This window comes from Alcaligenes sp. CHO6 (genome assembly GCF_037120595.1).
Classification (GTDB): domain Bacteria; phylum Pseudomonadota; class Gammaproteobacteria; order Burkholderiales; family Burkholderiaceae_B; genus Alcaligenes; species Alcaligenes ammonioxydans.
On the sequence record NZ_JBANCI010000001.1, the window covers coordinates 846,723 to 872,455 of the forward strand.

23 protein-coding genes are annotated in these 25,733 nt (G+C 56.9%); 11 read left to right on the plus strand and 12 right to left on the minus strand.

The genetic code is table 11. The features are described from left to right. The first annotated feature begins 124 nt into the window (after positions 1-124). The gene (gene rlmD / locus V6936_RS03995; protein WP_336579451.1) at positions 125-1,435 is read left to right on the plus strand and encodes a 23S rRNA (uracil(1939)-C(5))-methyltransferase RlmD; all 1,311 of its coding nucleotides are present in this window, start codon (positions 125-127) and stop codon (positions 1,433-1,435) included. A gap of 319 nt (positions 1,436-1,754) precedes the next feature. Here rlmD and V6936_RS04000 read toward each other — a convergent pair whose 3' ends face one another. Then, positions 1,755-2,432 (minus strand): TetR/AcrR family transcriptional regulator, encoded by a 678-nt coding sequence (locus V6936_RS04000; protein WP_059317573.1) that lies wholly within the window; start codon positions 2,430-2,432, stop codon positions 1,755-1,757. Between the two features lie 228 nt (positions 2,433-2,660). On the opposite strand from V6936_RS04000, the gene V6936_RS04005 reads away from it, so the two are divergent. Both V6936_RS04005 and V6936_RS04010 read left to right on the plus strand, forming a co-directional pair. Then, on the plus strand, positions 2,661-4,073 hold the full coding sequence (locus V6936_RS04005; protein WP_336579452.1) for an NAD(P)/FAD-dependent oxidoreductase: 1,413 nt from the start codon (positions 2,661-2,663) through the stop codon (positions 4,071-4,073). 154 nt (positions 4,074-4,227) lie between these two features. Further along, positions 4,228-6,678, plus strand: coding sequence for a penicillin G acylase (locus V6936_RS04010; protein WP_336579453.1), 2,451 nt, complete (start codon positions 4,228-4,230; stop codon positions 6,676-6,678). A 281-nt stretch (positions 6,679-6,959) separates the two neighbouring features. Here the strand turns inward: V6936_RS04010 and V6936_RS04015 are convergent, their stop codons facing one another. Both V6936_RS04015 and argH read right to left on the minus strand, forming a co-directional pair. Next, positions 6,960-7,802 (minus strand): ROK family protein, encoded by an 843-nt coding sequence (locus tag V6936_RS04015; protein WP_336579454.1) that lies wholly within the window; start codon positions 7,800-7,802, stop codon positions 6,960-6,962. A gap of 166 nt (positions 7,803-7,968) precedes the next feature. Further along, complete coding sequence (gene argH, locus V6936_RS04020) at positions 7,969-9,390, minus strand: argininosuccinate lyase (RefSeq protein ID WP_059317576.1); 1,422 nt, start codon at positions 9,388-9,390, stop codon at positions 7,969-7,971. 144 nt (positions 9,391-9,534) lie between these two features. On the opposite strand from argH, the gene V6936_RS04025 reads away from it, so the two are divergent. The 3 genes from V6936_RS04025 to V6936_RS04035 are packed head-to-tail and all read left to right on the plus strand — an operon-like array spanning position 9,535 to position 12,100. Further along, the gene (locus V6936_RS04025) at positions 9,535-10,848 is read left to right on the plus strand and encodes a mechanosensitive ion channel family protein (RefSeq protein ID WP_003799649.1); all 1,314 of its coding nucleotides are present in this window, start codon (positions 9,535-9,537) and stop codon (positions 10,846-10,848) included. Between the two features lie 13 nt (positions 10,849-10,861). After that, on the plus strand, positions 10,862-11,200 hold the full coding sequence (locus V6936_RS04030) for a P-II family nitrogen regulator (RefSeq protein ID WP_003799650.1): 339 nt from the start codon (positions 10,862-10,864) through the stop codon (positions 11,198-11,200). A 57-nt stretch (positions 11,201-11,257) separates the two neighbouring features. Next, positions 11,258-12,100, plus strand: coding sequence for an aldo/keto reductase (locus tag V6936_RS04035; protein ID WP_336579455.1), 843 nt, complete (start codon positions 11,258-11,260; stop codon positions 12,098-12,100). Between the two features lie 89 nt (positions 12,101-12,189). Here the strand turns inward: V6936_RS04035 and V6936_RS04040 are convergent, their stop codons facing one another. Together V6936_RS04040 and V6936_RS04045 are read right to left on the minus strand one after the other, a co-directional pair. After that, positions 12,190-13,398, minus strand: a complete 1,209-nt coding sequence (locus V6936_RS04040; protein ID WP_336579456.1) for an MFS transporter — start codon at positions 13,396-13,398, stop codon at positions 12,190-12,192. A gap of 50 nt (positions 13,399-13,448) precedes the next feature. Next, positions 13,449-14,024, minus strand: coding sequence for a chorismate--pyruvate lyase family protein (locus V6936_RS04045; RefSeq protein WP_003799653.1), 576 nt, complete (start codon positions 14,022-14,024; stop codon positions 13,449-13,451). Between the two features lie 36 nt (positions 14,025-14,060). Here V6936_RS04045 and V6936_RS04050 point away from each other — a divergent pair, with 36 nt between their 5' ends. Then, positions 14,061-14,795, plus strand: coding sequence for a pseudouridine synthase (locus V6936_RS04050; protein ID WP_003799654.1), 735 nt, complete (start codon positions 14,061-14,063; stop codon positions 14,793-14,795). A gap of 16 nt (positions 14,796-14,811) precedes the next feature. Here the strand turns inward: V6936_RS04050 and V6936_RS04055 are convergent, their stop codons facing one another. Continuing rightward, positions 14,812-15,666 (minus strand): 23S rRNA (adenine(2030)-N(6))-methyltransferase RlmJ, encoded by an 855-nt coding sequence (locus V6936_RS04055; RefSeq protein WP_336579457.1) that lies wholly within the window; start codon positions 15,664-15,666, stop codon positions 14,812-14,814. Between the two features lie 25 nt (positions 15,667-15,691). Then, a complete protein-coding gene (gene ugpQ, locus V6936_RS04060; RefSeq protein WP_336579705.1) occupies positions 15,692-16,438 on the minus strand; it encodes a glycerophosphodiester phosphodiesterase in 747 nt (248 codons plus the stop codon). Positions 16,439-16,724: 286 nt separating this feature from the next. Between ugpQ and V6936_RS04065 the strand changes: the two genes are divergently transcribed. The 4 genes from V6936_RS04065 (at position 16,725) to V6936_RS04080 (ending at position 20,684) form a co-directional block, all read left to right on the plus strand. Continuing rightward, the gene (locus V6936_RS04065; RefSeq protein ID WP_003799658.1) at positions 16,725-18,683 is read left to right on the plus strand and encodes a SurA N-terminal domain-containing protein; all 1,959 of its coding nucleotides are present in this window, start codon (positions 16,725-16,727) and stop codon (positions 18,681-18,683) included. A 69-nt stretch (positions 18,684-18,752) separates the two neighbouring features. Further along, a complete protein-coding gene (locus tag V6936_RS04070; RefSeq protein WP_003799659.1) occupies positions 18,753-19,625 on the plus strand; it encodes a peptidoglycan DD-metalloendopeptidase family protein in 873 nt (290 codons plus the stop codon). Positions 19,626-19,646: 21 nt separating this feature from the next. Continuing rightward, positions 19,647-20,330 (plus strand): AzlC family ABC transporter permease, encoded by a 684-nt coding sequence (locus V6936_RS04075; RefSeq protein WP_336579458.1) that lies wholly within the window; start codon positions 19,647-19,649, stop codon positions 20,328-20,330. Positions 20,331-20,339: 9 nt separating this feature from the next. After that, positions 20,340-20,684: an AzlD domain-containing protein gene (locus V6936_RS04080; RefSeq protein ID WP_100214767.1), complete on the plus strand. Its 345-nt coding sequence runs from the start codon at positions 20,340-20,342 to the stop codon at positions 20,682-20,684. 136 nt (positions 20,685-20,820) lie between these two features. Here V6936_RS04080 and V6936_RS04085 read toward each other — a convergent pair whose 3' ends face one another. The 5 genes from V6936_RS04085 to xth are packed head-to-tail and all read right to left on the minus strand — an operon-like array spanning position 20,821 to position 25,171. After that, positions 20,821-23,100 (minus strand): RelA/SpoT family protein, encoded by a 2,280-nt coding sequence (locus V6936_RS04085; RefSeq protein ID WP_336579459.1) that lies wholly within the window; start codon positions 23,098-23,100, stop codon positions 20,821-20,823. A 21-nt stretch (positions 23,101-23,121) separates the two neighbouring features. Beyond that, entirely contained in the window at positions 23,122-23,325 is a 204-nt protein-coding gene (gene rpoZ, locus V6936_RS04090; protein ID WP_003799665.1) for a DNA-directed RNA polymerase subunit omega, read from the minus strand. Between the two features lie 35 nt (positions 23,326-23,360). Further along, a complete protein-coding gene (gmk, locus tag V6936_RS04095) occupies positions 23,361-24,005 on the minus strand; it encodes a guanylate kinase (RefSeq protein WP_003799667.1) in 645 nt (214 codons plus the stop codon). 38 nt (positions 24,006-24,043) lie between these two features. After that, positions 24,044-24,373: a hypothetical protein gene (locus tag V6936_RS04100; protein WP_003799670.1), complete on the minus strand. Its 330-nt coding sequence runs from the start codon at positions 24,371-24,373 to the stop codon at positions 24,044-24,046. A 15-nt stretch (positions 24,374-24,388) separates the two neighbouring features. After that, on the minus strand, positions 24,389-25,171 hold the full coding sequence (gene xth / locus V6936_RS04105) for an exodeoxyribonuclease III (RefSeq protein ID WP_003799672.1): 783 nt from the start codon (positions 25,169-25,171) through the stop codon (positions 24,389-24,391). Positions 25,172-25,733 lie beyond the last annotated feature (562 nt).

The following is a 25,733-nucleotide window of genomic DNA, read 5'->3' on the forward strand; positions in this document are numbered from 1 at the left end:
CGGATTGTGCTTGTTTTTACCCGTTGAGCCGGATGCTCATTGTAAAATCATCGATTCGCCATCGCTAGCGGCGGTGCAACTGCGCCTATCTGCCTGGCAGGACGCTTATTTGGGTTTTTATCGAATGTCTGACGTATTGTTAATTGAGTCGCTGGATCTGGAAGGCCGCGGCGTCGCCCACAAAGAGGGCAAAGTGGTGTTTGTGGAAGGCGCGCTGCCAGGCGAGAAAGTGTTGGCCGAGACGGTGCGCTCCAAAGACTCGTATGACAAGGCCCGCATGACCGCTTTGCTGCAGGCTTCGTCCCAGCGTGCCGAGCCTCCCTGTCCCAATTTCGGGGTTTGTGGCGGTTGCGCCATGCAACATCTGGAGCCCTCGGCCCAGGTGGCGGTTAAGCAACGTGTGCTGGAGGATTCATTGGCGCACATCGGCAAGGTCAAGCCGGGCCGGGTGCTGGCGCCCTTGCATGGCCCCTACTGGGGCTACCGCTACCGTGCGCGCTTCTCCATGCGTTATGTGCCCAAAAAGGGAGGAGTGCTGGTAGGCTTTCGTGAGAAGAATGGCCGTTATGTTGTGGACATGACTGAATGCCGCGTGTTGCCTCCCAAGGTATCGGCTCTGCTCGAGCCCTTGCGCACTTGCCTGGCAGGCCTGTCGCGCCCGGACCGATTGCCACAGATTGAGCTGGCCATGGGCGACCGGGTCATTACCCTGACCCTGCGTCATATGGAGCCGCTGACCAGCGAGGATATCCAGCGTTTGCAGGATTTCGGGCAAGAGCACGACATTAGCTGGTGGTTGCAGCCCAAGGGCCCGGAAACGGCGCACCCCTTGTTGCGCGAAGATGCGGACAAGCTGGCCTATGCCTTACCCGAGTTTGATTTGCGCATGCCGTATCGTCCTACGGACTTTACGCAGGTGAACCACGACATTAACCGTAGCCTGATCTCGCGTGCCTTGACCCTGCTGGACGTCAAGCCCGAGCACCGTGTGGCCGACTTGTTCTGTGGTCTGGGTAACTTCAGCCTGCCCCTGGCACGTCGTGCTGCCGAAGTGGTCGGCATTGAGGGCAGCAGCACCTTGACCGAACGTGCTGGTGAAGCGGCCTTGGTTCACGGCTTGCAGGACAAGGCTACATTCACAACGCTGAACCTGTTTGAAGTGGATGTGCAATGGCTACGTGATCTGGGCCATTTTGATCGTATGTTGATTGACCCGCCGCGTGACGGTGCCTTCGCGGTGGCCACCGCTTTGGCGCAACTGGAAAAGCACGAACGTCCCGAGCGTCTGGTTTATGTGTCCTGTAGCCCTGGTACCTTGGCCCGTGACGCTGGTGTGCTGGTTCATCAAGGTGGCTACACATTGGAATCGGCGGGCGTGGTGAATATGTTCCCGCATACGGCGCACGTTGAGTCGATTGCTGTTTTTACGCGTTAAGCACGTCCTGGACAGACTTGTTATAGAGCGCCTCGCAAAGTGGACAGAGTTCCAGTTTGCGGGGCGTTTTTTTTCCTCACGCCAGCCCTGCCCACTCAATCGCCTACGCTGCTGCCTTCAAGCCCAAAAACGTGGGCTGAACGGCGTTTAAAGGCGGATCGAAGGTTGACTCAAGGCCGTATGCACTGTTTGGTAGGGCGCTCGGAGTGGACTTCCTGTTCTTGCCATGCCAGCGGGTAGCACGCTGTTCTGCATTCGGGCGCGTAGGGGCCACGCAGCTTGATCCGTGCTGTGATCCGGAGTGAGCCCGTTTCTGCTGTTACAGGTCTGGGGAAGGCGTGGCCGCTTTGCTGGCGTGGGCAGCCAAGCCATCGTGTATCAGTTCCATCATCATTTTGAATACCTGCTCGGAGTGCAAATGCACAAAGCGCGGCAGAACCCGGCGCAGCATGGGGATGTCTTCAGCAGGCCACTGTTGAAGTTCGTCCAGTTCTTGGCTTGTCACGGGACGGATCAAACCACTTAGCTCACCTTGAATCAAGCCGTAAAGGGCGGCATACCAGCCTACACAGGCGGCGGGGATCTCGGCATCACTCAACCCTGCATCGCGCAAAGCGCCATACACCTGCTCAAGGACCAGGTAGTCGGCACTGCCGGTATTCAGAAAACGCTGCATTTGTTGAAAAGTCTGCGGATAATTCAACGCCAGAGTCCGATATTGTCGGGCCAGATCATAGAGTCGTTCGTCCCAGGGCAGGTGACGGTCTACGGGTTGAATGCGACCACTTAAGTAATCCGCCATTGCACGCAGCAGCCCTTCTTTGGACTTGAAGTGATAGAGCACGGCCATGGGGTCGCAGCCTACCCGTTCCCCCAATTTCCGCAGTGAAAAGCCATGATCCCCAGCTTCTTCGATCAAGTTGACCGCCGCCAGCACCAGCTCGTTCTTATTGAGTTTGCGTGTTCGGGTCGCGGTGAGAGGGGATGCGTGCGCCAATAGTGTTCCTTTAGTGCGAGAAAAGAGTAACGGGTCAATTTGCCAAGTTTAACTCTACAGAGTAGAATAAATTCAATTCTACAGCGTAGAAGAAGATCGTTCCATTCCGTTTTTGCAACGGGATGTTGATAACGAGACAGAACGGAACGCCGCGTTGACGGGGCGTCACCGGAGCATTCCGCTCTGTGATCCAGGCGGCCAAAGGGCCGTAACAGACACAGGACATTTATGCTTATTTCCAAACCCACGCTTTTAAACGATGTTTCTCATGCACAGAGCTTGTTGACCAGTAATCCTCGATTGTGGAACTGGCGGCAAGGCCATCTGAACGACGCGGTCGCGCCTGCTACCTACTACGAGGCGTCTCTTGCACCCTGGACCCGCTTTGAACCCCTGCAAGCTGACACGCACTGCGATGTGCTGGTGGTCGGTGGCGGCCTGTTGGGGGCCTCGACCGCCTTGCACCTGGCCCGCTCCGGTCTGGATGTGGTGCTGGTGGAAAAAGACAGTATTGGCTCGGCGGCCTCAGGCCGCAACGGCGGGCAACTGACACCGGGTCTGGCTCGATGGGAAGCGGCGGACATGATCGCGCATCTGCCCTTGGATGAAGCTCGTCGCTTGTGGCGCTTTGCCTCGCACGAAGCCATGGATCTACTGGATCAGATCGCTCAGGATTACGAACTGGATTTTGATCGTCGCCGCGGCCATTTGACGGCTGCCGTTCATGCCGGCCATATGGGTGCTCTGGTAGAGGGGGCGGATGCCCGCCGCTATCTGGGTGATACCGGTGTGGAAATTGTGGGTAGTTACGAGCTGGAGCAGGAAATCCGCTCGCCGCTGTATCACGGTGCCGTGGTGGATACCTTGGGTGGTCAACTGCACCCCTTGGCGCTGCTGCGCGGACTGGTGTATGGCCTGGTTCAGCATGGCGGTCGAGTTTACGAAGGCAGCCCGGTCCAGGAGATCGAGCAGACGGAAAAGGGCGCCTTGGCCATCACCCCCGGTGGCACGATTCTGGCGCGTCAGGCCTTGGTGCTGGCCGTGCATGACACGACTTCGCAGTTCTTGCCCACGCAGTCCAATACCACTGTTCCGTTCTATACCTATGTAGGTGTGACTGAACCCCTGGAGTGTCCAGTCAGCGAGCTGCTGCCAACCGACCGTGCGGTGTATGACACACAATTCCAGATCGACTACTACCGAGCCGTGCGTCAAAACCGTTTGCTGTTTGGCGGGCAGGGCACCGGTACCAGTTGGTCTCCTGACCGTATCAATGACTACTTGCTGGATCGTATCCAGACGGTTTTCCCGCAGCTGGAGCAGGTGCAGTTGGACTTTTCCTGGAGCGGGATCAGTGACTTTACTCTGAACGGTGCCACGGACTCGCGCAAGACCGAGGATGCGGTTCCCGTGTACATGGTGCATGGCTGGAGTGGTCACGGCGTGGCGCAAACCGTGCGTATTGGTAAAGCCATTAGTGACGACGTCATGGGTCGCAACGAGGACTTTGCCATGCTGACGGATATTACCCACCGCAGCATCCCTTTGGGCCATCACTTATCGGGTCTGGCCATCCCCGTGGTCAAGGCCGCGATAGGCATGATGAGCGCGGTTAATCCCGGTCGCCTGGTGTCTTTCTAAGTACGCTTTCAAGTCCCTGCTCAGCGGCGTTGACTAGGGCAAGCCCTTACTTGTTTTCGATCCTGATTGCTTTACATTGTGATTTCCTATTTGTATTGGCTTCAATATTTTAGGTTCATAATAATTTTCAGTATCATAAAAACAAGGGACAGATATGCAGAAAGGGCTTGTTCGTACCGGGCTTGTGGCCGCTGGTTTGATCTTGGGTTGGGCGGGGGCACCGACCCACGCGCAAGTGCAGTCGGTAGAGGTGATGCGGGACAGTTATGGCGTGCCGCACGTCTTTGCCGACAGCCACTATGGCTTGTATTACGGCTATGGTTATGCGGTCGCCCAAGACCGTCTGTTCCAGATGGACATGGCGCGTCGCTCCTTTGTCGGCACAACCGCCGCCGTCTTAGGCCCTGGTGAGCAAGATGCCTACGTCAAGTACGACATGCAGGTGCGGCAGAACTTCACCCCGGCTTCCATACAGCGGCAGATCGCGGCCTTGCCCAAGGATGAGCGCGATATTTTTCGTGGCTATGCCGATGGCTATAACGCCTATCTGGAGCAGGTGCGGCGTCGCCCTGAGTTGCTGCCCAAAGAATATGTGGATTTTGATTTCCAGCCCGAGCCGCTGACCGACTTTGATGTGGTCATGATCTGGGTGGGCTCCATGGCCAATCGCTTCTCCGACACGAATCTGGAAGTGACGGCACTGGCCATGCGTCAGTCTCTGGAGAAACAGCACGGCCCGGAACGAGGCCGTGCCTTGTTTGATGAGCTGCTGTGGATCAATGACACAACAGCTCCCACTACGGTTCCGGCCCCCGCTGCCGAGCACAAGCCGCAGGCACAAGCAGGGACGCAGGATCTGGCTCATGTTTCCTCGCCAGTACTGGCTACCGAGCTAGAGCGCCAGGACAAGCACTGGGGCGGCCGTGGCCCGGACTTCGCGCCCAAGGCCAGCAACCTGTGGAGCACTCGCCCCGAGCGAGTGCAGGAGGGCTCGACCGTACTGATCAACGGCCCACAGTTTGGCTGGTACAACCCGGCCTACACCTATGGCATTGGCTTGCATGGCGCCGGCTTCGATGTGGTGGGTAATACGCCTTTTGCCTATCCGATCGTACTGTTTGGCACCAATAGCGAGATTGCCTGGGGGGCGACTGCTGGCCCGCAAGATGTGGTGGACATATATCAGGAAAAATTGAACCCCTCGCGTGCCGATCAGTACTGGTTCAACAATGCCTGGCGCACGATGGAGCAGCGCAAGGAACGTATCCAGGTACGCGGTCAGGCTGATCGGGAAATGACGATCTGGCGCACCGTGCACGGCCCTGTGATGCAGTTTGATTACGATCAGGGCGCGGCGTACAGCAAGAAACGCAGCTGGGATGGCTATGAGGTGCAGTCCTTGCTGGCTTGGTTGAACGTGGCCAAGGCCCGCAACTGGACGGAGTTTCTGGATCAAGCCAGCAAGATGGCGATTTCGATCAACTGGTACTACGCCGACAAGCACGGCAATATTGGTTATGTCTCGCCGGCCTTCCTGCCCCAGCGTCCTGCCGATCAGGACATCCGTGTCCCTGCCAAGGGGGATGGCAGCATGGAGTGGCTGGGCATCAAGAGTTTCGACGCGATTCCCAAAGCCTACAATCCACCCCAGGGCTATCTGGTCAACTGGAACAACAAGCCTGCGCCGGACAAAACCAATACGGATACTTACTATTGGACCTATGGCGACCGCATGAATGAACTGGTCAGTCAGTACCAGCAGAAAGACCTCTTCAGTGTGCAGGAGATCTGGGAGTTCAATCAAAAAGCCTCCTATAGCGATGTGAACTGGCGCTACTTCCGCCCACATCTGGAAAAGCTGGCGCAACAGCTGCCGGCCGACGATAGCAGCAAGGCGGCGCTGACGATGTTGCTCGCCTGGGATGGAATGGAACAGGATCAGGGAGGGCAAAATGCCGGACCGGCGCGGGTGCTCTTCAAGACCTGGCTGGAAGAAATGTACAAGCAGGTCTTGATGCCGGTGGTGCCTGAATCGCATCGCGCCATGTATAGCCAGACTGGTTTTGCCACGCAGCAAGGTCCCAACCCCGGTTCCATCAACTTGAGCATGGGCACCAAGGTCTTGTTGCGTGCCTTGGCGCTGGAAGCCCATCCCGATCCCAAGCGTGTGAATGTCTTTGGTGAGCGCTCTTCTGAAGAAATCATGCTGGAGGCTTTGCGACATGCGCAGGCTCGCTTGAGCCAGGAGCAGGGCGCTCAGATGGCGCGCTGGACCATGCCGACCTCCGTGCATCGTTTCAGCGACAAGAACTTCACGGGAACCCCGCAGACGATGCCTGGCAATACCTTTGCCTTTACCGGCTATCAGAATCGAGGCACGGAAAATAACCGCGTGGTGTTTGATGCCAAGGGCGTGGAGTTCTGCGACGCCATGCCGCCCGGCCAAAGCGGTTTCACCGACCGCAATGGAGTGCGCAGCCCGCATTATGAGGATCAGCTGAAGTTGTACGAGAACTTCGAGTGCAAGACGATGGATGTGACGCATGCGGACATTCGTCGTAATGCGCAAAGCAGCACGATGCTGTTGATTCAGCCTCAGCCTTAACGTTGAGTGCGGCACCTGCGCTTTGAGGCGGTGCCGCTTTTTTTGATCGTTGCTGGAGGGCTTAGCTGGCCAGGAGATGTAGCCCGAAGTTGTAAATTAGTAAAAATAGCCTGTCAGTATCAGGAGCGAAGCTGAGTATGAAGTCCAAGCTGCAAATCCGGGCAGGATCGGAAGTGGGTTGAAGCGATATAAATGTATTGACTCAGGTTGATCTGACAGACTCTGGCAGGTCTATTGGGCAGAAAACGACCCGGAGCGGAAATAGGTGGTGAGCCCCGAACTCAGCGAGGAGCTGTCAGCGCAATTTGAGCGGCGCCCATCGCGACAAGATCCTCCAATTCGTGAACTGTCCGTATCTCGCACTTTTTTAGCATGCTTGGGATCGCCGAGGCTTCGATTTGGGTTTGCGCCTCTGCCCAATACCCAACAAGTTTGAGGGTGCCCCCGCCGACTGAAAGACGATGTGGGTTCAATAGATTGATGATTCCCCCAAGTGCACGCCCAAGAGCGCGTCCTCCTTCCGCAATCACTTCTAATGCCGCCAGATGACCTCGTTGGCTTAACAGTGCTAACTGGTTTGCGTCAACGTTAAGTCTATTGGCCATGTAGCGTCCACCAGCGATGTCGTCGAGTCTTTCCCACTGTGAGCCAGATGCCTGCACTGGCCAATATCCAAGTTCGCCAGCCCACCCCCTTGCACCGCGGAATACTTTGCCGTTGAGCATAAGACCACAACCAATGGCAGTACCCACCATAACGGTGACGGCTGTCTTGTCACTAGCCAAGTCAATTACAGTAGCGTGTAGTGCTGCATTCGCATCGTTTACCAAGGAAACCTGGTCGACTTTTTGGCAAAGCAGAGTATTTGCTCTCCACCCAGCAAGTTTCGGCAAGACATCACAGGCAACCACAGTATCGTTTTCGACGACGCCAGGTACAGCGATGCCAATCACAACGCCTGGTTCGACGTATTGCCCAATAAAATCTTTTAAGATATTCCTTAGATCAGCAGCACCGAAATCGGGTCCGGTTTCGAACCGCAGGACGTGATCCCGATACCTCAGTAGTAGCTTTGTCCCACCAAGATCAACTCCTACAGCGGACTGGAAGACCTGATTCATCATGTTTTACCTCAGTAGAGTTGTGTCCGCTTTTGGCTGAGAGCAGCAGTTCCAGTCCTAAGCCTAACGCAACTGACAAAACACGTCAGACCAAATCTGAGTCAACACCTGTAAAAAAAGCCGCTCCTGGAACAGGAGCGGCTTTTTCTGCTTTCAGGCGAAGCGTTTATCAACCTGCTACACGATCCAGAATGCGCTGTGCCTCGATGCGGACACGCTCGGGGGCGGTGCCACCGATGTGTTTGCGCGAAGCGACCGAGCCTTCCAGTGTCAGCACGCCAAAAATGTCCGACTCGATACGGCTGTCGAATTTCTGCAGCTGTTCCAGGTTCAGATCAGCCAGATCGCAGCCCAGTTGTTCGCACTCGCGTACGGCCAGGGCCACGGTTTCGTGGGCGTCACGGAACGGCAGGCCTTTCTTGACCAGGTAGTCGGCCAGATCGGTAGCGGTTGCAAAGCCTTGCAGGGCGGCGGCGCGCATCGCTTCTGGCTTGACCTTGATGCCGGAGATCAGGTCGACAAAAATGGTCAGGGTGTCGCGAATGGTATCAGCCGAATCGAACAGACCTTCCTTGTCTTCCTGGTTGTCCTTGTTGTAGGCCAGCGGTTGGCCTTTCATCAAGGTCAGCAAGGCGATCAGGTGACCATTGACGCGACCCGTCTTGCCACGGGCCAGCTCGGGAACGTCGGGGTTTTTCTTTTGCGGCATGATGGAGCTGCCGGTGCAAAAGCGGTCGGCCAGATCGATAAATCCCACGCGTGGGCTCATCCACAGCACCAGCTCCTCGGAGAAGCGGGAGATGTGCGTCATGATCAGGGCAGCAGCGGCGCAGAATTCGATGGCGAAGTCGCGGTCCGACACAGCATCCAGCGAGTTGCGGCACACATCGTCAAAGTTCAGCAGCTTGGCAACCATTTCGCGGTCGATGGGGTAGCTGGTACCGGCCAGGGCGGCAGCGCCCAAAGGCAGACGGTTCACGCGTTTGCGGCAGTCTTGCAGACGCTCGGCATCGCGCTGGAACATTTCGGCGTAAGCCAGCAAATGGTGGCCAAATGTGACGGGCTGGGCCACTTGCAGGTGGGTAAAGCCGGGCAAAATTGTATCTGCCTGGGCCAGGGCCAGCTCGGCCAGCTTGCGCTGCATCTGGGCCAGCAGGTCCAGGGCAATGTCGATTTCATTGCGCAGCCACAGGCGAATGTCGGTTGCCACCTGGTCATTGCGCGAACGGCCCGTGTGCAGGCGTTTGCCGGCATCGCCAATCAGCTCGACCAGGCGCTTTTCAATGTTCAGGTGCACGTCTTCCAGATCCAGCAACCACTGGAACTGGCCTTGGGCGATTTCGTCCAGAATCTGGCTCATGCCGCGCTCAATGTCGGCTTTGTCCTGCTCGGTGATCACACCGACAGCAGCCAGCATGCTGGCGTGGGCCAGGGAACCCTGAATATCAAAGCGGGCCATGCGCTTGTCAAAGTCCACCGACGCTGTGTAGCGTTTGACAAGATCAGAGACGGGCTCGGAAAAACGAGCCGACCAGGCCATGGCTTTATTGGCAAACTGGTCTTGGGAAGAGGGGGGGGTGTGTGTTGACATAGAGGGCAATTATAGTGGATCGGACGGACGAACGCAGGTCATCCAGTCCCGCAGGAAACAGACGCTGTGCAGTATATTAGAGAGTTTTCAGACTCTAGGAAACCAGGCAGACCTTTTTGGGGCTGGCTGGATAAGGAACACGACATGGAGCAAGAACGCACCTTTGCCGATTTGTTGGGCTGGCAATGGATCGAGGCGTATTTACCGCAGGATCGCTGGGTACAGATCCTGGCCGGCCTGGCCATGCTGACCGTGCTGGTCTGGATTGTCAGCTGGTTGACCACGTCGGTGCTTTCCCGTCTGGTACGGCGTTTGTTGAAAGTGGCAGGCAAGGATGATTGGGCGCGGGCTTTGGTTAAAAAGCGCTTCGTGCGCAATGTGGGGTATGCCGTGCCCTTGTTGGTGGTCAGCTCCAACCTGACGTTGCTGCCATTGACCAAGACCTTGCTGGAGGTGGTCGAGCGTGTGGCTCTGCTGGGCTTTCTGGTCTTTTTCATCATGGCAATTGTCAGTTTGCTGGGGGCCTGGCAAGAGGTCTATGCCAACTCCAGCAAAGGGCGCACCAAATCCATCAAGGGATACGTGGAGGTTGCCAAGATCGCGGTCTGGGCGGTGGGCATCATCGTCATGATCTCCATTATTCTGGACCAATCCCCTGTGCTGCTGCTCTCCGGTCTGGGCGCGCTGTCGGCGGTATTGCTGCTGGTTTTCAAAGACACTTTGCTGTCGCTGGTGGCCAGTACGCAAATGAGCACCAATGACATGCTGCGCATTGGTGACTGGATCGAGATGAAACAGGCCGGTGCGGATGGCTTTGTGATTGATATCGCTTTGCATACCGTCAAGGTGCAGAACTGGGACAAGACGGTCACTACCATTCCGACCTACAAGCTGTTTTCCGAAAGTTATCGCAACTGGCGCCAGATGTTCGAGTCTGGTGGGCGACGGATCAAGCGCACCTTGAGTATTGATGCGTCCAGCGTGCGGTTCTTGACCCCTTCCGAAGTGGACAGCCTGTCGCGTTTTGCCTTGCTGCGCGATTATCTGAACGAGAAAAAAGAAGATCTGGAGCGCTCCAACCAGGAGCTCAGCCGTGCGGGCATGGATGCGGTCAACTATCGCCGCTTGACCAATCTGGGTACGTTTCGCGCCTACTGCATGGCCTATATCAAGCGCCATGCTGAAATCCATCAGGACATGATTCAGATGGTGCGCATGATGGAGCCGACTGCCGAGGGTATTCCTGTCGAGGTGTATTGCTTTACCAATAAAACGGCCTGGGTGGACCATGAGCGTATCCAGGGCGATATTTTTGATCACTTTCTGGCGGTGCTGCCTGAAATCGGTTTGCGTCTGTTCCAATCGCCTACTGGCCGGGATCTGAGTCTGGGCCTGAGCCTGGCAGCAGAAAGTCACCGCTCCTTGCGGGACAGTGGCAAAGAATCTCTTTCAATTTGACGTGTGAGTAACCATGAAACAAATTACGGCCATTATCAAACCTTTCAAGCTGGATGAAGTACGTGAGGCTCTGGCAGAGCTGGATGTGAACGGCTTGACCGTGACCGAGGTCAAGGGCTTTGGCCGTCAGAAAGGCCACACCGAGCTTTATCGCGGGGCTGAATACGTGGTGGACTTTCTGCCCAAGATTCGTGTGGATATTGTGGTGGCGGCAGATCGCTGTGATGCCATCATCGAAGCCATTATCAAAGCGGCTCATACCGGCAAGATTGGCGATGGCAAAATTTTTGTGACGCCGGTCGAACAGGCTATCCGTATTCGTACCTCGGAAAGCGGCCGCGATGCGCTCTAACAGGCACCCGTGTCCCGGTATCTCGGGCTCTGAGCGCAGCACGATAAGGACGGACTGATGCGATACGCACCCTTGGGTTCCGCTTCGCGCGTCTCGCGCGTGGGACAAGGCAGCTGGTATGTCGAGCAGTCGGATCGGGCGCAGAGTATTGCGGCCTTTCGGGCGGGCCTGGATGCAGGAATGAACCATATCGACACGGCAGAAATGTATGGGGATGGTCAGGCAGAAAGCCTGATCGGGCAGGCCTTGCAAGGTCGTCGCCATGAGGCGTTTCTGGTGTCTAAGGTCTTGCCCTTCAATGCCAGTAGGCAGGGCGTGATCCGCGCTTGCGAGGCCAGCCTGAAGCGTCTGGGCACCGATTATCTGGATCTGTACTTATTGCATTGGCCGGGCCAGATTCCTTTGGAAGAAACCTGCGCAGCCTTTGACAAGCTGGTGCAGCAAGGCAAGATCAAGCAATGGGGCGTCAGCAATTTTGACGTGCCGGAACTGGAAGCGCTGTACGACATCGTGGGCCCGGGCGAGATCGCCTGCAATCAGGTTTTGTATCACCTGAACGAGCGTGCGATTGAACACGCGGTCATGCCCTGGTGCCAGGAGCATCAAGTTAGCGTGGTGGCGTACAGTCCCTTCGGTCATGATGATTTTCCGGAGCCGGATTCTGAAGGCGGGGCCTTGTTGGCCGAGATTGCCACCCAATATCAGGCCACCGTGCGTCAAGTAGCTTTGGCCTTTTTGCTGCGTGACCCCCATGTGTTTGTGATTCCCAAGGCATCACGTGCGGCTCATGCCCAGCAAAATGCGGCTGCTGGGGATCTGATATTGCAGCCCGAGCATATTCAGGCACTGGATGCCCAGTTTCCACGCGGGCCCAAGCCGCCTTATTTGCCGATGATTTGAACGCAAGAAGAACGGCCCCAAAGCTAGGGTTCCATCCAGGGCTTTGGGGCCGTTTTCCATGAGCCGTCGCTTTGCGGTTGTCGCTTTGCTTAACTGGCGAAGTAGGGCTGACGCTTGTTCTTGAAGTACAACCAGGCCAGAGCCAGCATCACCACGGCGGAAATCGGTAAAGTCCAGGTGTTGACGCCATACCAGCCATACACGGCCAGCACACGGCCCGAGGTGAAGGAGGACAAGGCCACACAGGTAAAGATGATGAAATCATTCAGGGCCTGCACCCGGCTACGCTCTTCAGGGCGGTAGCAATCCACCACCATATTGGTAGCGCCGATAAAGCCGAAGTTCCAGCCCAGCCCCAGCAAAATCAAACTGACCCAAAAGTGCGGTACGGTCATGCCCAGTAAAGCCACCATGCTGGCCAGACCCAGCAAAAGCACACCAACAAAGGTGACCGGGATCTTGCCAAAGCGCTTGATCAGATGGCCGGTGAAAAAACTGGGGCCGAACATGGCCAGAATATGCCATTGAATGCCCAGCGTGGATTCTTTAAGGCTGTGGCCATGCATGACCATAGCCAAGGGCGAGGCCGTCATCAGAAAGTTCATCAGCACATAAGAGGCGACCCCGGCGATCAGGGCAATGATGAAGTAGCTATTGGAGGCAATCTCGCGCAAGGGGCGGCCGGTATAGGGCACTTTCTGCCGCTGGTGGCGTGTACCGGGTGCCAGACGCAAGCTGAAGGCGAAAGGCAACACCAGAGCTGCCAAGGCGGCTTGTGCCAGGAAGGCAGCGGCAAAAGGGTGGTCAGGCCAGATGTCTTGCGTATGGATAATGGTCTGGGTGGCGATAATGGCGCCGAGCAGCCCACCGGCCATCACCCAGGAGATTGCTTTGGGTCGGAAGATCTCGCTGGCCTCGTCGGCGGCGGCGAAACGATAACTTTGCACGTAGGAGGCATAGAATCCGGCCAGCAGTGTGCCCATGCAGAACATGGCAAAGGACAGGCCATAGATTCCTGCAGCGGCCAGCAGACCCGCTGCGACACCCAGCAAGGCGCCAATCAGGTAGCCGCCCTGGCGTCCCAGGCGGCGCATCAGATAGGCGGCCGGCAAAATACCGACTGCCAAGCCCAGATTGAAAATACCCACCGGCAAGGTTGCCAGATCGGGGCTGCTGGCCATTTTCTGGCCGACCAGACTGCTCAAGGCCACCACCAATGCCGGATTTGCTCCCCCCAGCGCTTGCATTCCAGACAGAATAAAGGCGTTGCGGCGGCTTTGATCGACTTGCGTGGACATGGTTAGGCTCGTTATATAACTCAGTATTATTAACTAATGTCGAAATATGACTAAGCCAGTGTAGCACCGTGATCCCAGAAGGCGGGCATGAAGGACTCGGCCACCAAAAGGGGCTGACCGTGGCGCCAGAAAACCGAGCAGCGTGACAGAATCAGCGGCGCGTGGGGTACCGGCTCCTTATCCTGTTTGCAGGCACGCTCAACACTGCGGAAAAAGCTCATGCCGCGATGTAAACGGCAACTGAGAAAGGCCGAGCGTTGTATCTGGGCATCGTTATAAAGCATGTCGGCCAGCGGGCGGCTGCGCAGCCGTCGTATGCCTTGCCAGACACTGTGGGAGGCAGCCAAGGGCGTGAAACTGCGGGCGACCACGCAGCGGATTCCGTCCACGCTCATGGACACTTCCCGTACCCAGGCCAGCGTGCCCGGCGGCTTTCGGATCAAAGCGGCCTCTTGCGGGTTCAGGCGGCAGGCGTATTCGCGCACGACGTCCAGATGGACCAGGCCCAGCCGACGCAGGCCCGCGGTCAGGGCGCCCGGACGATGAAGCCAGTACTTTTGAGCAGGGCTTGCGCTGGGATGGACCTGCGCATGCCAAGGTTTTTTTATGCTGGAGGGAAATTTCATGTCCTGTATTATCGCCAAAGCCATAAAATAGCGCTCATGGAAAAAGAACGTATCTCAAAATTGATGGCCCAGCGCGGCATGTGTTCACGCCGTGAGGCGGACGCTTTTATCGAGCGCGGCTGGGTCCGTGTGGACGGTCAAATCGTCTCTGAATTGGGGAGCAAAGCCTACCCCAATCAGAAAATCACACTGGAAAAGCAGGCGCGTCAGCGTCAGACTCAACGTGCCACCATCTTGCTGCACAAGCCCGTGGGTTATGTGTCGGGACAGGCCGAGGCCGGTTACCGCAATGCGGTGTCGCTGATCAGTGCCGCCAACCAATACAAGGGCGGCCGTGGCAGTCAACGCTTTGACCCGGCGCATTTGCGCGGTCTGGCGCCTGCAGGCCGTCTGGACATTGACTCCACCGGTTTGCTGATCCTGACACAGGACGGTCGTATTGCGCGCCAGATTATTGGCGAAGACTCGGTCATCGACAAGGAATATCTGGTGCGAGTGACCGGCAAGCTCAGCGAACGGGGGCTGGAGCTGCTGAACTTTGGTTTGAGCCTGGATGGCAAGCCTTTGCTGCCCGCCCAAGTGTCCTGGCAAAACGATGATCAGCTGCGTTTCATCTTGCGCGAAGGCAAGAAACGCCAGATTCGCCGCATGTGTGAACTGGTTGGCCTGAAAGTGGTGGGCCTGAAGCGCGTGCGTATTGGCGAACTGGTGCTGGGTGATTTGCCTATGGGCCAGTGGCGCTACATGAAAGAGTCCGAGCGTCTGGCCTAAAGGCAAACGGGGCGGTTTACAGCCCCGAATGACGAAGTTGAAAGCTGGCCTTGTCATCCTGGGCCAGCGTTTTTGTTAACCAAGGCATGCTTTGTTCCAGAGCGTTGAGCAGCGTCCAGGGAGGATTGCTGATGAACAGGCCACTGCCATGCAAACCCAAACCATTTTTGGCCGGAGCACGAACCGTCAGGCTCACATGCAGCCAAGGTGTCTCCAGTTGCTCCAGCTTGCGTTGCAAGGCCTGTACTTCGGGGCGTTGCACAATCGGATACCACACGACCATGCAGGCCTGGGCAAAACGCTTGAGGGCGTTTCTGACGCTGTTCAAGACTTGCTGATAGTCGGACTTGGCCTCGTACGAAGGGTCCATTACCACGATGGCGCGTCGTGATGGCGGCGGCAGTAGCCGTCCCAGCTGTTCAAAGCCATTTTCCTGATAGAGGCGCACCCGGCGGTTTCCTTGAGGAAACAGTTGCGCCACGTTCGTGCTCAAAACGTCAAATTCAGTCGGGTGCAACTCGAAGCCATGAAAGCTGTCTTGCGCACGCAGATGCATCAGGGCCAGCCAGGGAGAACCGGGATAATAGCGGGCGGTTCCGTCCGGATTCAGGTCGGCAATGGCGTCAATATAGTGCTCCACCAGCTCCGGGTACTCATCTTGCTGCAAGACGCGGTCCAGGCCGTCGTAGAACTCGCCTTTGGTTTGCGCCCAGTCGTGTTCCAGATCATAGATACCAGCACCGCAGTGGGTGTCGATGATGCTGAACGCGCTGTCTTTGTGAGCGTAATAATTGAAAATATGCAGCAAGGTGGCGTGTTTGAGTACATCCGCGTGGTTGCCGGCGTGAAAAGCGTGACGATAGCTGAACAAAAGAAATCCTGGTGTTGCGGTTGAGTTAAAGCGTGTCGGGGCGGATCGTGGTGACCTTATCGGTGAAGATGGCATTGCATCCCCAGTCCAGCAGTTCGCGCACTCGCTCGGCGTCGTTCACGGTCCAGACGGCGACGGTATAGCCTTTGCTACGGATCGCCTGCACCAGGGCCTGGCTGACAAAGCGGTCGTTCAGATTCAGCCCCATACAGCCCAGACGCTCCAAACGCTCCGGCCAATCAGCAGGAACTTCCTCTTCAATCAGTAGGGCTCGGGGCAAGGTAGGTGCGGCTTGCTGCGCCGCCTCCAGAGCGACTTCGGAAAAAGAGGACATCAGCGGAGGCAGGCTGGCCTGAGCCCATAAAGCCTGGGCAGCCAGGGCGACCTGACGTCCGGTTTCCACCTCGTGTCCCGCGGTGGGCTTGATTTCGATATTGCTGTGAACCTGATTGGCCAGGGTAAAGGCGGCAATCGAACCTAGAGTGGGTATGGGCTCTCCAGCATAGGCCGAGGAATGCCAGGCGCCAAAGTCCAGGGCGGACAGTTCGGCCAGTGTCAGTCGGGAGGCCAAGCCTTGTCCATTCGACGTGCGCTCCAGCGTGTCGTCGTGCAGCAGCACGGGAACCCCATCACGGCTCAGTTTGACGTCGTACTCCATCATGCGAAAACCGTTCTGTGTACCGACCCGAATGGCGGCCAGGGTATTTTCCGGCGCAATCTTGCCTGCACCACGGTGGGCGATCAAAGCGGGGTAGGGCCAGTGATGATTCATTGAAGGCATGGCGGACTCGCAAGCGGCGTGATAAAAAGCCAATGTACTATTTTAACCGGGGCTGTACACTGTACGGTTAAGGTTTTGGATTTACAATCCGATCCTAGGCCACATCAAGTACTCATAACGCCCTATTTGGAGCGCTGTTGGGCACTTCGTGAAGCCACAGTTTAAGCCAAACACACTTGATTCAAACACGGTATATTTTCAGGCCGAGCCGGGCTCTCTCTCCGGTCTGATGCGCCGCCCGCAGCACCTTGCTGCAAGCGAAAGTAGGTGATGATTAATGTTCGAGATTATCCGTAAGAACCAACGCGTCATGCAGCTGGTGTTGTTAGTGCTGATTCTGCCGTCTTTTGTACTGATTGGCGTCAGCGGCTACTCCAGCTATGTTTCTGGCGATAGCGATATTGTCAAAGTTGGCGATAGCGCTATTACCAGCCAGGAATTTGATCGTGCGCGCCGCATGCAGCTCGATGATATGCAGCGCAACAATCCTTCCGGTTTTGATCTGGCCCAGGCCGACAGCATAGAGAGCCGTCGTGCTTTGCTGGAGTCTTTGATCGATCAGCGAGTACAAATTGAAGTGGCTACTGCTGACCGCTTCAACGTGTCTGACATTGCGCTGCGCGATTACATTGCCTCCATGCCGGAGTTTCAGGAAAATGGCGTCTTTTCGCCGGCTCTGTATAGCCAGGTATTGGCCTCGGCCGGTATCAATACCCGCGATTTCGAACAAAGCCAGCGTGGCCAGTTGGCCCTGCAACGTGTTCTCGGCCCAGTGGCAGCCAGCGCCTCCATGCTGCCCAGCGTGATGAACAAGCTGGAGATCGCGCTGACGGAAGAGCGTGGCGTGCGTGTTCGCAGCTTCCTGACTCGTGACTTTGAATCCAAGGTGCAGATCAGTGATGCCGACTTGCAAGCCTGGTATGACGCGAACAAGCAATCGTTGGAACTGCCCGAGCAAGTCAAGGTGGAATATCTGCTGCTCAATGAAGCGGCGGCCTCCAAGGATTTGCCCACCCCGACCGATGAGCAGCTCAAGCAATACTACGAGCAAAACAAGGCGCGTTATGTGCAGGCCGGTCGGGTCAATATCAGTCATATTCTGGTGACCTTGCCGGCTGGCGCCTCTGACAGCGAACGCGAAGCGGCCCAGACCAAGGCGCGCGAGCTGGCTGAAAAGGCACAGGCCGATAAAGAGAGTTTTGCCGATTTGGCCCGCGCCCATTCCCAGGACGAGGGTAGCGCCCGTGAAGGCGGGGAACTGGGGTGGATCAGCAAAGGTTCCTGGCCCAGCGTGCTGGAGAACGCCGTGTTCGCCTTGAAAAAAGGCGATGTGTCGGGCGTGATCGAAGGGCCTAATGGTTTTCATATCTTCAAGAGCAATGAGGTTCAGCCAGAACAAGGTGAGTCCTTTGAGCAAGCCCGTAGCAAGGTGCAGGATGAAGTGCGCAAACAGCTGGCCTCGGAGCGCTTTGCCGATATGGCCAGCAAGCTGACCAATCTGGTATACGAAAATGAAGACAATCTGGAAGCGGCCGCCAATGCACTGGGGCTGACCCTGAAACAGGCCCAAGGCGTCAGCCGTCAGGGTTTGATTCCGGCTTCCCAGGTTGACGGTGAATTGGCTGCGGCCGACAGTCCCGATGCGGCCGTGCTCGATGACAGTCGCGTGCGGCAGGCCTTGTTCAACGCTGAAGCCATGGCCTCGCGCAAGAATGCGGGTGTCGTGGAAGTCTCGCCAGACACGTTGATCGCGCTGCGCGTTGTGGATGTGAAGCAAGCGCATGTGCCGGCACTGGATAAGGTGCGCGGTATTGCCGAAGAAAACCTGCGTCGTGAAAAGGCTGCTGCATTGGCCGTTCAGGCCGGTGAGGACTACTTGAAAGAGCTGCAGGCGGGGGCAGAGCCTGAGAGTTTCTCGGCCCAGTTTGCCGTGAGCCGTGCCGAGTTCCCGGAGATGGATGAGGCCTTGTTGAACAAGGTGCTGGCCAATCCGGTGGACAAGCTGCCCGCCTATGTGGGTGATCGTCAGCCCCAGGGCTACACGGTGGTGCAGATTTTGAGCCATCAGCCAGGCAAGGCGGGCAATCCTGGTCTGGACATGCTGACTGCACAACTGACACAAGCCATGGCTCGTACCGAGACGCAGGCTGTGTTGCAGGCCATGCGTGTTGAGGAAAAGGTTCAGCTTCTGCCCGAGGCGGAAAAAGAGTTGAGCGCTAGCGGCGATAACGAATAAGGCGACGCGCATCACACGACACAACCCTGGAGCCCGTGGGCTCCAGGGGCATTTTCAAAGAGTATGAGCATGACTCACACGGATATTTCGATGGTACGGCGGCGCCTTATAGGCGCCGCAACTGTTTGGGGCTTGACCGCTCCGTGGTGGGCCCACGCGGCGCCGCCTGCGGGCACATTCATCGAACGTACGCTGCACCACCCAGTGCCGGGCGGAGTGGCCGTGCTGGACTTGGGAACGGCCGCCACGATGCCGGTAGCGAACTTTAACGGCCAGCGTGTCCTGGTGATTCAGGATGCTGACCGGCATTGGAAAGCCATTGTGGGCCTGGACCTGAAAACACGGCCTGGTCAACACAGCCTCGTGGTGCAAGGCCAGCCTGCGGTGGGGTTCCAGGTGGGCAGCAAACGGTATCGTGAGCAGCGTATCACCCTTAAGAACAAGTCCCATGTGAATCCGGACCCGCAACAGCAGGCCCGTTTCGAGCGTGAGTACGAAGAGCAGATGCAGGCTTATGCCAGTTTCCGCGAAGAGGGACCCAGCAATGTGGTTTTTGAAAAACCAGTGCCGGGGCGTCTGACCAGTCCTTTCGGTCTACGCCGTTTCTTCAACGGTGAAGAGCGCAACCCCCATTCCGGCCTGGACTTCGCAGCGCCGACCGGCACGGCGGTCAAGGTGCCGGCAGACGGAATCGTGACCATCGTGGCGGATTACTTCTTCAACGGCAAAACTGTATTTGTGGATCATGGTCAGGGCCTGATCACCATGTTCTGCCACTTGTCGACCTTTGATGTACGAGTTGGCGACCGCGTCAGCAGGGGTGATGTGGTGGCACGTTCGGGTGCGACGGGCCGTGCAACGGGCCCTCACTTGCACTGGAATGTCAGTCTGAACAATGCTCGGGTAGATCCAGCGATCTTTATTGGTGCTTTTCAGGCCTAGACAGGCGCAACAAGGTTTTTCATGATGATCGGTTCGGCGTATCGACGTGGTTTGCGCGACAGCGCCTCCATTGCTCTGGGCTATGTGCCCGTCGCCATTTCGTTTGGTTTGGCTGCCGTGCATGCGGGTCTGTCGCCGTGGTTGGCGGTGGTGGTGTCTCTGGTCGTGTACGCCGGCGCCAGCCAGTTTATATTGATCAGCCTGCTGCTTGCTGGTGCCGCCTATCCCAGTATTTTGGGGATTGTGCTGGTAATGAACCTGCGTCATGTGTTTTATGGCCCCAGCCTGATGGGTTTTTTTACCGGTCCCAGGACGGTCTCCAGCCTGTTTTTGGCTCCTGGCCTGACCGATGAGGTGTTTGCGGCCTCTGCGGCCGGCATAGCGCGTCAACCACCCCTGGAACAGGAGTCCTGGTATTGCGGTTTGCAACTGGGATCGTATCTGTCCTGGGTGCTGGGTACGGCGGTAGGCGCTTATTTTGCCAGCGACTTGTTGGGGCAGTCACCGGTTTTGGAAAAAACCTTGGGCTTTGTTCTGCCAGCGCTGTTTTTTGCCTTGCTGCTGGAAATCCGCCGCTCGGCACCCATGGCCGTGCTGCTGGCTGCGGCGTTGGGAGCCTTGCTTGCCATGACTTTGCTGCCCTCGTACTTGGCCATTATTGTGGGCATGCTGGCCGGGGGTTTGATGGCTTTGCGCCGCGCGTAGGGGGTGGAGATGGACTGGAGTTTCCTGCTCATGGTTGTGCTGGCTGGACTGGGCACATTTTTGATTCGCTATCTACCTTTGCGCCTTGGGGGACGTCAGCACAAAGCTGATCCCAGTCGTATTTCGATCTGGCCCCGTTTGTTCGGTGCGATTGGTCCTGCGGGCGTGGTGTCCTTATTGGTCGTGTCCTTGATATCCTTGCTGCGTCCCGATCAGTTGGCCCTGGATTTGCCCCCTTTGCTGGCCGGCCTGGCCGGCGTCTTGCTGGGCCGTCGCTGGCCAGGGGGGATTGCGGGATCAACATTGCTGGGCGTGGTGGCCTATGGCTTGTGTACGGCCTATGTCGGGGTCTGAATGCTGTGGCCCGCGCTTGTCTTTTTCACGGTAGGCCGATATCTACGCGCTGACTGAGGCGGCAAGCCAACAAAAAGCCTACTGTTGTCAGTAGGCTTTTTTGTTTTAAGGGCAGGCCTTGCTTGGGCGGATGGGCTTAGCCTTTGACACGCACAATCTTCTGAACCTGAGGAACGTGTCGAATCGCCCGGATAACGCGGGCCAGATGAGTACGACTGTCCACCTGAACGGTCAGATGCAGTACGGAAGTGGCTGCCGACTCGTCGGGCATGGAGATGTGCAAGATGTTGGAGTCGGCATCGGTAATTTCAGCCGCCAGACGCCCCAGAACTCCCCGTTCATTAATGGTGGTGATATCCAGTCGGGTGGACAGATGGCGGGCGGTATTACTGTCCCACATCACCGGCACCCAACGCTCCGGCTCCTTGGCCTGGGCGCGCTGTGCCACCGCGCATTCCGCCATGTGCACTACCAGGCCATGGCCCAGGCGAATCCCCCCAATAATGGCGTCACCAGGCAAAGGCCCACAGCAGGGGGCCAGTTGCACGGCTTGACCTTCGTTGCCATGAATCAGAATAGGGGCCGAGGTGTTGGCGCTGATTTCGTCAAATTCAGCAGCTGTTGTTTCCAGCAAAGGGTTTTCCGGGGCAAAGCGCCGGGCTACCACGGCGGCCAGACGTTTGCCCAAACCGATATCGGCCAGAATTTCTTCACGGGATGCGGCGCCCGATCCCTTGGCCAGCTTGTCCCAGTTGGGGTCGTCGTCTGTGGCGTGAGGCAAACCTAGCTGGTCGAAGGCCTGATCGAGCAAGCGACGGCCAAAGGCGACGGATTCCTCGTATTTGACGGTGCGCAGGTAGTGGCGAATCTCCGAACGGGCGCGGCCCGAACGGACGTAGTTCAACCATTGGGCACTGGGTCGGGCAGCCGGGGAGGTAATGATCTCCACCGAGTCACCGCTTTTCAGCTCAGTGCGCAAGGGGGCGAACTCGCCATTGATCTTGGACGCCACGGCGTGATTGCCAATATCCGTATGGATGCTGTAGGCAAAGTCGACTGGCGTTGCGCCGCGTGGCAGAGAAATAATCTTGCCTTTAGGCGTGTGAACGTAAACGGCATCGGGAAACAGGTCAACCTTGACGTGTTCCAGAAATTCCGTGGAGTCACCCGTCTGGCTTTGAATATCCAGCAAGGACTGCAGCCAGCGGTGTGTGCGCTTTTGCAGATCATTCAGGGTGACGTCATCTTCTTTGTACAGCCAGTGAGAGGCGACACCTTCCTCGGCCACATGGTCCATTTCACGCGTGCGGAACTGGAACTCGACGGGGGTGCCGTAGGGGCCAATCAAGGTTGTGTGCAGGGACTGATAGCCATTTACTTTAGGGATGGCAATGTAGTCCTTGAATTTCCCTGGCACGGGGCGATAGAGCTGGTGCAGGGTGCCCAAAGACAGGTAGCACTCGGGCAAGGTATGCACAATGACGCGAAAGCCGTAAATGTCCAGCACATCCGAAAAGGATTTCTTCTGCTCGACCATCTTGCAGAAAATGCTGTAGAGCGACTTTTCGCGGCCGGAAATTTCGGCATCAATCCCGGCAGCCGGCAAGGCAATCTTGACGGCTTCGGTGATCTTGCTCAAGACTTCTCGGCGGTTGCCACGCGCAGCCAGCAAGGCCTTGTGCAGCACTTTATAGCGGTTGGGATAGATGGCCTTGAAGCAGCGGTCTTGCAGCTCGCGAAACAGGGCATTCAAGCCCAGACGATGTGCAATCGGAGCATAAATGTCCAGGGTTTCCTGGGCCACACGGCGGCGCTTTTCGGGCTTGACCGCGTCCAGCGTACGCATATTGTGCAAGCGGTCAGCCAGCTTGATCAGGATGACGCGTACATCGCGCGACATGGCCAGCAGCATCTTGCGAAAGCTGTCAGCTTGCTGTTGCGTTTTGGTGGCAAACTCCAGCCGTTCCAGTTTGGACAGGCCATCCACGATCTCGGCTACATCTGTACCAAACTTCTCGGCCAGTTCCTGCTTGGTGACATCCTGATCTTCGATCACGTCGTGCAGCAGGGCTGACATCAGGGCATCGGTATCCAGCTTCCAGCCGGCACAGATTTCCGTAACGGCAATCGGGTGCGAGATATAGGGTTCACCACTGGCGCGAAACTGCCCCAGATGCGCCTGGTCGGAGAAGCGGTAGGCTTCGCGTACCCGTTCCACATCTTTGGGGTCCAGGTACTGCGAGATGATCTTGGTGAGGGGAGCCAGCGAGGCAATCGGCGGGTTGGCGCTGTCTGGCACGGCCGATGCCTGGGCCGCGGGCGTCTTCTCTTTAGGCTTGCGCCGCCCTAGCCGTGAACCTTTTTTAAGGACGGCCAACAGCCCAGACGATGCGCCCCGTAAACCAGAAAATGCCATACTGTGCTCCGCCCGTGTCGATCAGGTAGGAACTTTACGCAGCATTTCCAGACCGGTCGCGCCCGAGGCAATTTCTCGCAAGGCGGTAACCGTAGGCTTGTTCTTGCTCTCCAGGCGTGGTTCGTGGCCTTGGGCCAGTTCACGCGCACGGTAAGCTGCGGCCAAAGTGAGCTTGAAACGATTAGGGACCTGCTCCAGGCAGTCCTCGATAGTGATGCGAGCCATAGTAGACCTGTTATCAAAAAGAAATAAGAAGGAGATCAGCCCTGGTTCAGCAGGGCATTTGCGCCTAATTGTTGAAAGAGTTGGCGATGCCGTACTGACTGAGTGGCAGTGCGCAAACGACTGGCCTGCACAATACTCAATAGCTGCTGTAATGCCGTATCAAAATCCTCATTGATAATAGCATATTGACAGTCGTGAACATGGGCGATTTCGTGCTCGGCCGCCTCCAGGCGACGGGCGATCGTCTCTTCGCTGTCCTGGCCGCGTTTGCGTAAACGCGCCTGCAAGGTGGGTAAGGAGGGCGGCAGGATGAAAATGCCTACGGCCTCAGGAAAATGGGCTCGGGCCAGACGAGCGCCTTGCCAATCGATTTCCAGCAACACATCACGGCCTTCTTGCAAGGCTTTCTGAATGGGTTCGCGCGGGGTGCCATAGTAGTTGTCATGGACTTTAGCCCATTCCAGCATGGCGTTGTCAGCACACATCTGCTCAAAACGTGGTTTATCCACGAAGAAATAGTGCTCGCCGTGACTCTCTCCGGGACGCGGCGCGCGCGTGGTGGCCGAGATGGACAGCATGATGTTGGAATCGTTGGTCAACAGGGCGTTGACCAGACTGGATTTGCCGGCCCCGCTAGGGGCGACAACCATAAAAACGGTGCCAGGATAGCTCGTGGACATGGAGAGCGGACTCAAATAGTGGTGTTTTTATAAAAAAATTAATGGCTGTCTGGGTCGGTCTGCCCAAACTCATTCAGGACAGCCTGCACACTGGCCGTGTCGGCGCACAGAAAGACGACCGTATCGTTGGGGTTCATGGAAAACAGCACGGCTTCCACTTCCTGCGGGGCGTCCGTTGCCTGAGCAATGGCCATGACATGCACATCGCCTCCGGCCTCGAATTGTTCGGGAGGCACAATGGTGGCAACCGCATCCAGATCAGGTTCGCTGACGGCCAGATAGGCCCAGACCTTGTGTTCCTCTTCCAAGGTGATCTCAAGCACATAGGCTGAGTCGGTCTGCTCGATGATTTGGCTTTGAATTTGCATAATGAAGTGAGTGTGTCAGCTAAAAGACAGGATGGCGGTAACGGGGGCGTGATCCGAAGGTTGCTCATTGGCGCGTGGCTCACGGTCAATTTCGCAGGCCAGACAGCGCGCCTTCAGTTCATCAGACAGCAGGGCATGGTCAATACGCAGCCCGGCATCACGGCGAAACGCAAAACGGCGATAGTCCCACCAGGTGAACGGGCTACCCTCTTGCTCAAACAGACGGTAGGCATCATGTAGTCCCAGGGCCAGCAAGCGCTCGAACGCCGCGCGCTCGGGCGGGGAGACCAGCACATCCACCCCCCATTTCACGGGATCGTAGACATCCTGGTCGGCCGGGGCAATATTATAGTCGCCCAAAATAGCCAGTCGGGGGTACTGCTGCAATTCTTTTTCCAGCCAGTCGTGCAAGGCGGCGAACCATTCCAGCTTGTAGCTGTATTTGTCGCTGTCCAGCGATTGCCCGTTCGGGCAATAGGCGCTGACGACACGGACCGGGCCATCCGGCGAGGGGTAGGTGGCAGCCAGCAGCCGTTGCTGGGGGTCCTCGTAATTGGGCAGATTGCGTTGTACGTCCGTGCCTGGCTCGCGGGAAATCAAGGCCACGCCGTTATACGTCTTCTGACCAGCCCAATGCGCGTGATAGCCCATTTCCTGAAAGGCCTCCAAAGGAAAACGTTCGTCCGGCAGTTTCAATTCCTGAAGACAAAGTACATCAACGGGGTTGGCTGCCAGCCAGTCCAGCACTTGGGGAAGACGAACGTTCAGAGAATTGACGTTCCAGGTGGTTAATTTCATGGTGTTCGACAATCGACTTGAATCGGTGAAAACCGTTTGCAGACGGTCTTATGGTTATGGGTGAGGCAGAGGCGGCCAGCAGGGCGGACAAAGCCGCTCGATGACCTGGAGCATGCGCGAATGCCGCCATCATATCAGCGCAGGCCAAAGGCTGGTTTTAAAGCCAGCAGGCTTGCGGGGGTGAATCAAATACGGATGGCGGATGTTTGTACTAGGTCGTAGTAAAAAGCAGACACGTGAGGCCAGGAGTTTCACTGTTCATTATTTGCATGTAACAGCTCCAAAGACAGGGTTCAAGACCTCGCAGGTCTTACATGCACAGTGATGTTTTTAGGGCACGAAAAAGCGGGCTTTTTGCGCAGATCACGCGCGTGCTTGTGTTAAATTGCAGGCCAAGTTGGATTGGTGGGCCAAGTGGGATGAAAATGCTTGGCCGCAGCGCAGAGTGTGCCGATTTGCAGCCCAGGAAAAGTGAATAAAAAAATCGCCCTAAAGGCGACTTTTTCTGTGTACATCAAACCGGAACTTAAGCCAGTTTTGTCGGTCTTGAATGCAAGCAAGA

Bases quoted from the DNA above. Each gene is read 5' to 3' on its own strand.
- V6936_RS04045 (WP_003799653.1), bottom strand. From the start codon at position 14,024: ATGAAATTTCCCTCCAGCATAAAAAAACCTTGGCATGCGCAGGTCCAT.
- gmk (WP_003799667.1), bottom strand. From the start codon at position 24,005: ATGTCCACGAGCTATCCTGGCACCGTTTTTATGGTTGTCGCCCCTAGC.
- V6936_RS04075 (WP_336579458.1), top strand. From the start codon at position 19,647: ATGATGATCGGTTCGGCGTATCGACGTGGTTTGCGCGACAGCGCCTCC.
- V6936_RS04025 (WP_003799649.1), top strand. From the start codon at position 9,535: ATGGAGCAAGAACGCACCTTTGCCGATTTGTTGGGCTGGCAATGGATC.
- V6936_RS04100 (WP_003799670.1), bottom strand. From the start codon at position 24,373: ATGCAAATTCAAAGCCAAATCATCGAGCAGACCGACTCAGCCTATGTG.
- V6936_RS04065 (WP_003799658.1), top strand. From the start codon at position 16,725: ATGTTCGAGATTATCCGTAAGAACCAACGCGTCATGCAGCTGGTGTTG.
- ugpQ (WP_336579705.1), bottom strand. From the start codon at position 16,438: ATGAATCATCACTGGCCCTACCCCGCTTTGATCGCCCACCGTGGTGCA.
- V6936_RS04085 (WP_336579459.1), bottom strand. From the start codon at position 23,100: ATGGCATTTTCTGGTTTACGGGGCGCATCGTCTGGGCTGTTGGCCGTC.
- V6936_RS04015 (WP_336579454.1), bottom strand. From the start codon at position 7,802: ATGATGAATCAGGTCTTCCAGTCCGCTGTAGGAGTTGATCTTGGTGGG.
- rlmD (WP_336579451.1), top strand. From the start codon at position 125: ATGTCTGACGTATTGTTAATTGAGTCGCTGGATCTGGAAGGCCGCGGC.
- V6936_RS04005 (WP_336579452.1), top strand. From the start codon at position 2,661: ATGCTTATTTCCAAACCCACGCTTTTAAACGATGTTTCTCATGCACAG.
- V6936_RS04035 (WP_336579455.1), top strand. From the start codon at position 11,258: ATGCGATACGCACCCTTGGGTTCCGCTTCGCGCGTCTCGCGCGTGGGA.
- rpoZ (WP_003799665.1), bottom strand. From the start codon at position 23,325: ATGGCTCGCATCACTATCGAGGACTGCCTGGAGCAGGTCCCTAATCGT.
- xth (WP_003799672.1), bottom strand. From the start codon at position 25,171: ATGAAATTAACCACCTGGAACGTCAATTCTCTGAACGTTCGTCTTCCC.
- V6936_RS04070 (WP_003799659.1), top strand. From the start codon at position 18,753: ATGACTCACACGGATATTTCGATGGTACGGCGGCGCCTTATAGGCGCC.
- V6936_RS04030 (WP_003799650.1), top strand. From the start codon at position 10,862: ATGAAACAAATTACGGCCATTATCAAACCTTTCAAGCTGGATGAAGTA.
- V6936_RS04040 (WP_336579456.1), bottom strand. From the start codon at position 13,398: ATGTCCACGCAAGTCGATCAAAGCCGCCGCAACGCCTTTATTCTGTCT.
- V6936_RS04050 (WP_003799654.1), top strand. From the start codon at position 14,061: ATGGAAAAAGAACGTATCTCAAAATTGATGGCCCAGCGCGGCATGTGT.
- V6936_RS04080 (WP_100214767.1), top strand. From the start codon at position 20,340: ATGGACTGGAGTTTCCTGCTCATGGTTGTGCTGGCTGGACTGGGCACA.
- V6936_RS04010 (WP_336579453.1), top strand. From the start codon at position 4,228: ATGCAGAAAGGGCTTGTTCGTACCGGGCTTGTGGCCGCTGGTTTGATC.
- argH (WP_059317576.1), bottom strand. From the start codon at position 9,390: ATGTCAACACACACCCCCCCCTCTTCCCAAGACCAGTTTGCCAATAAA.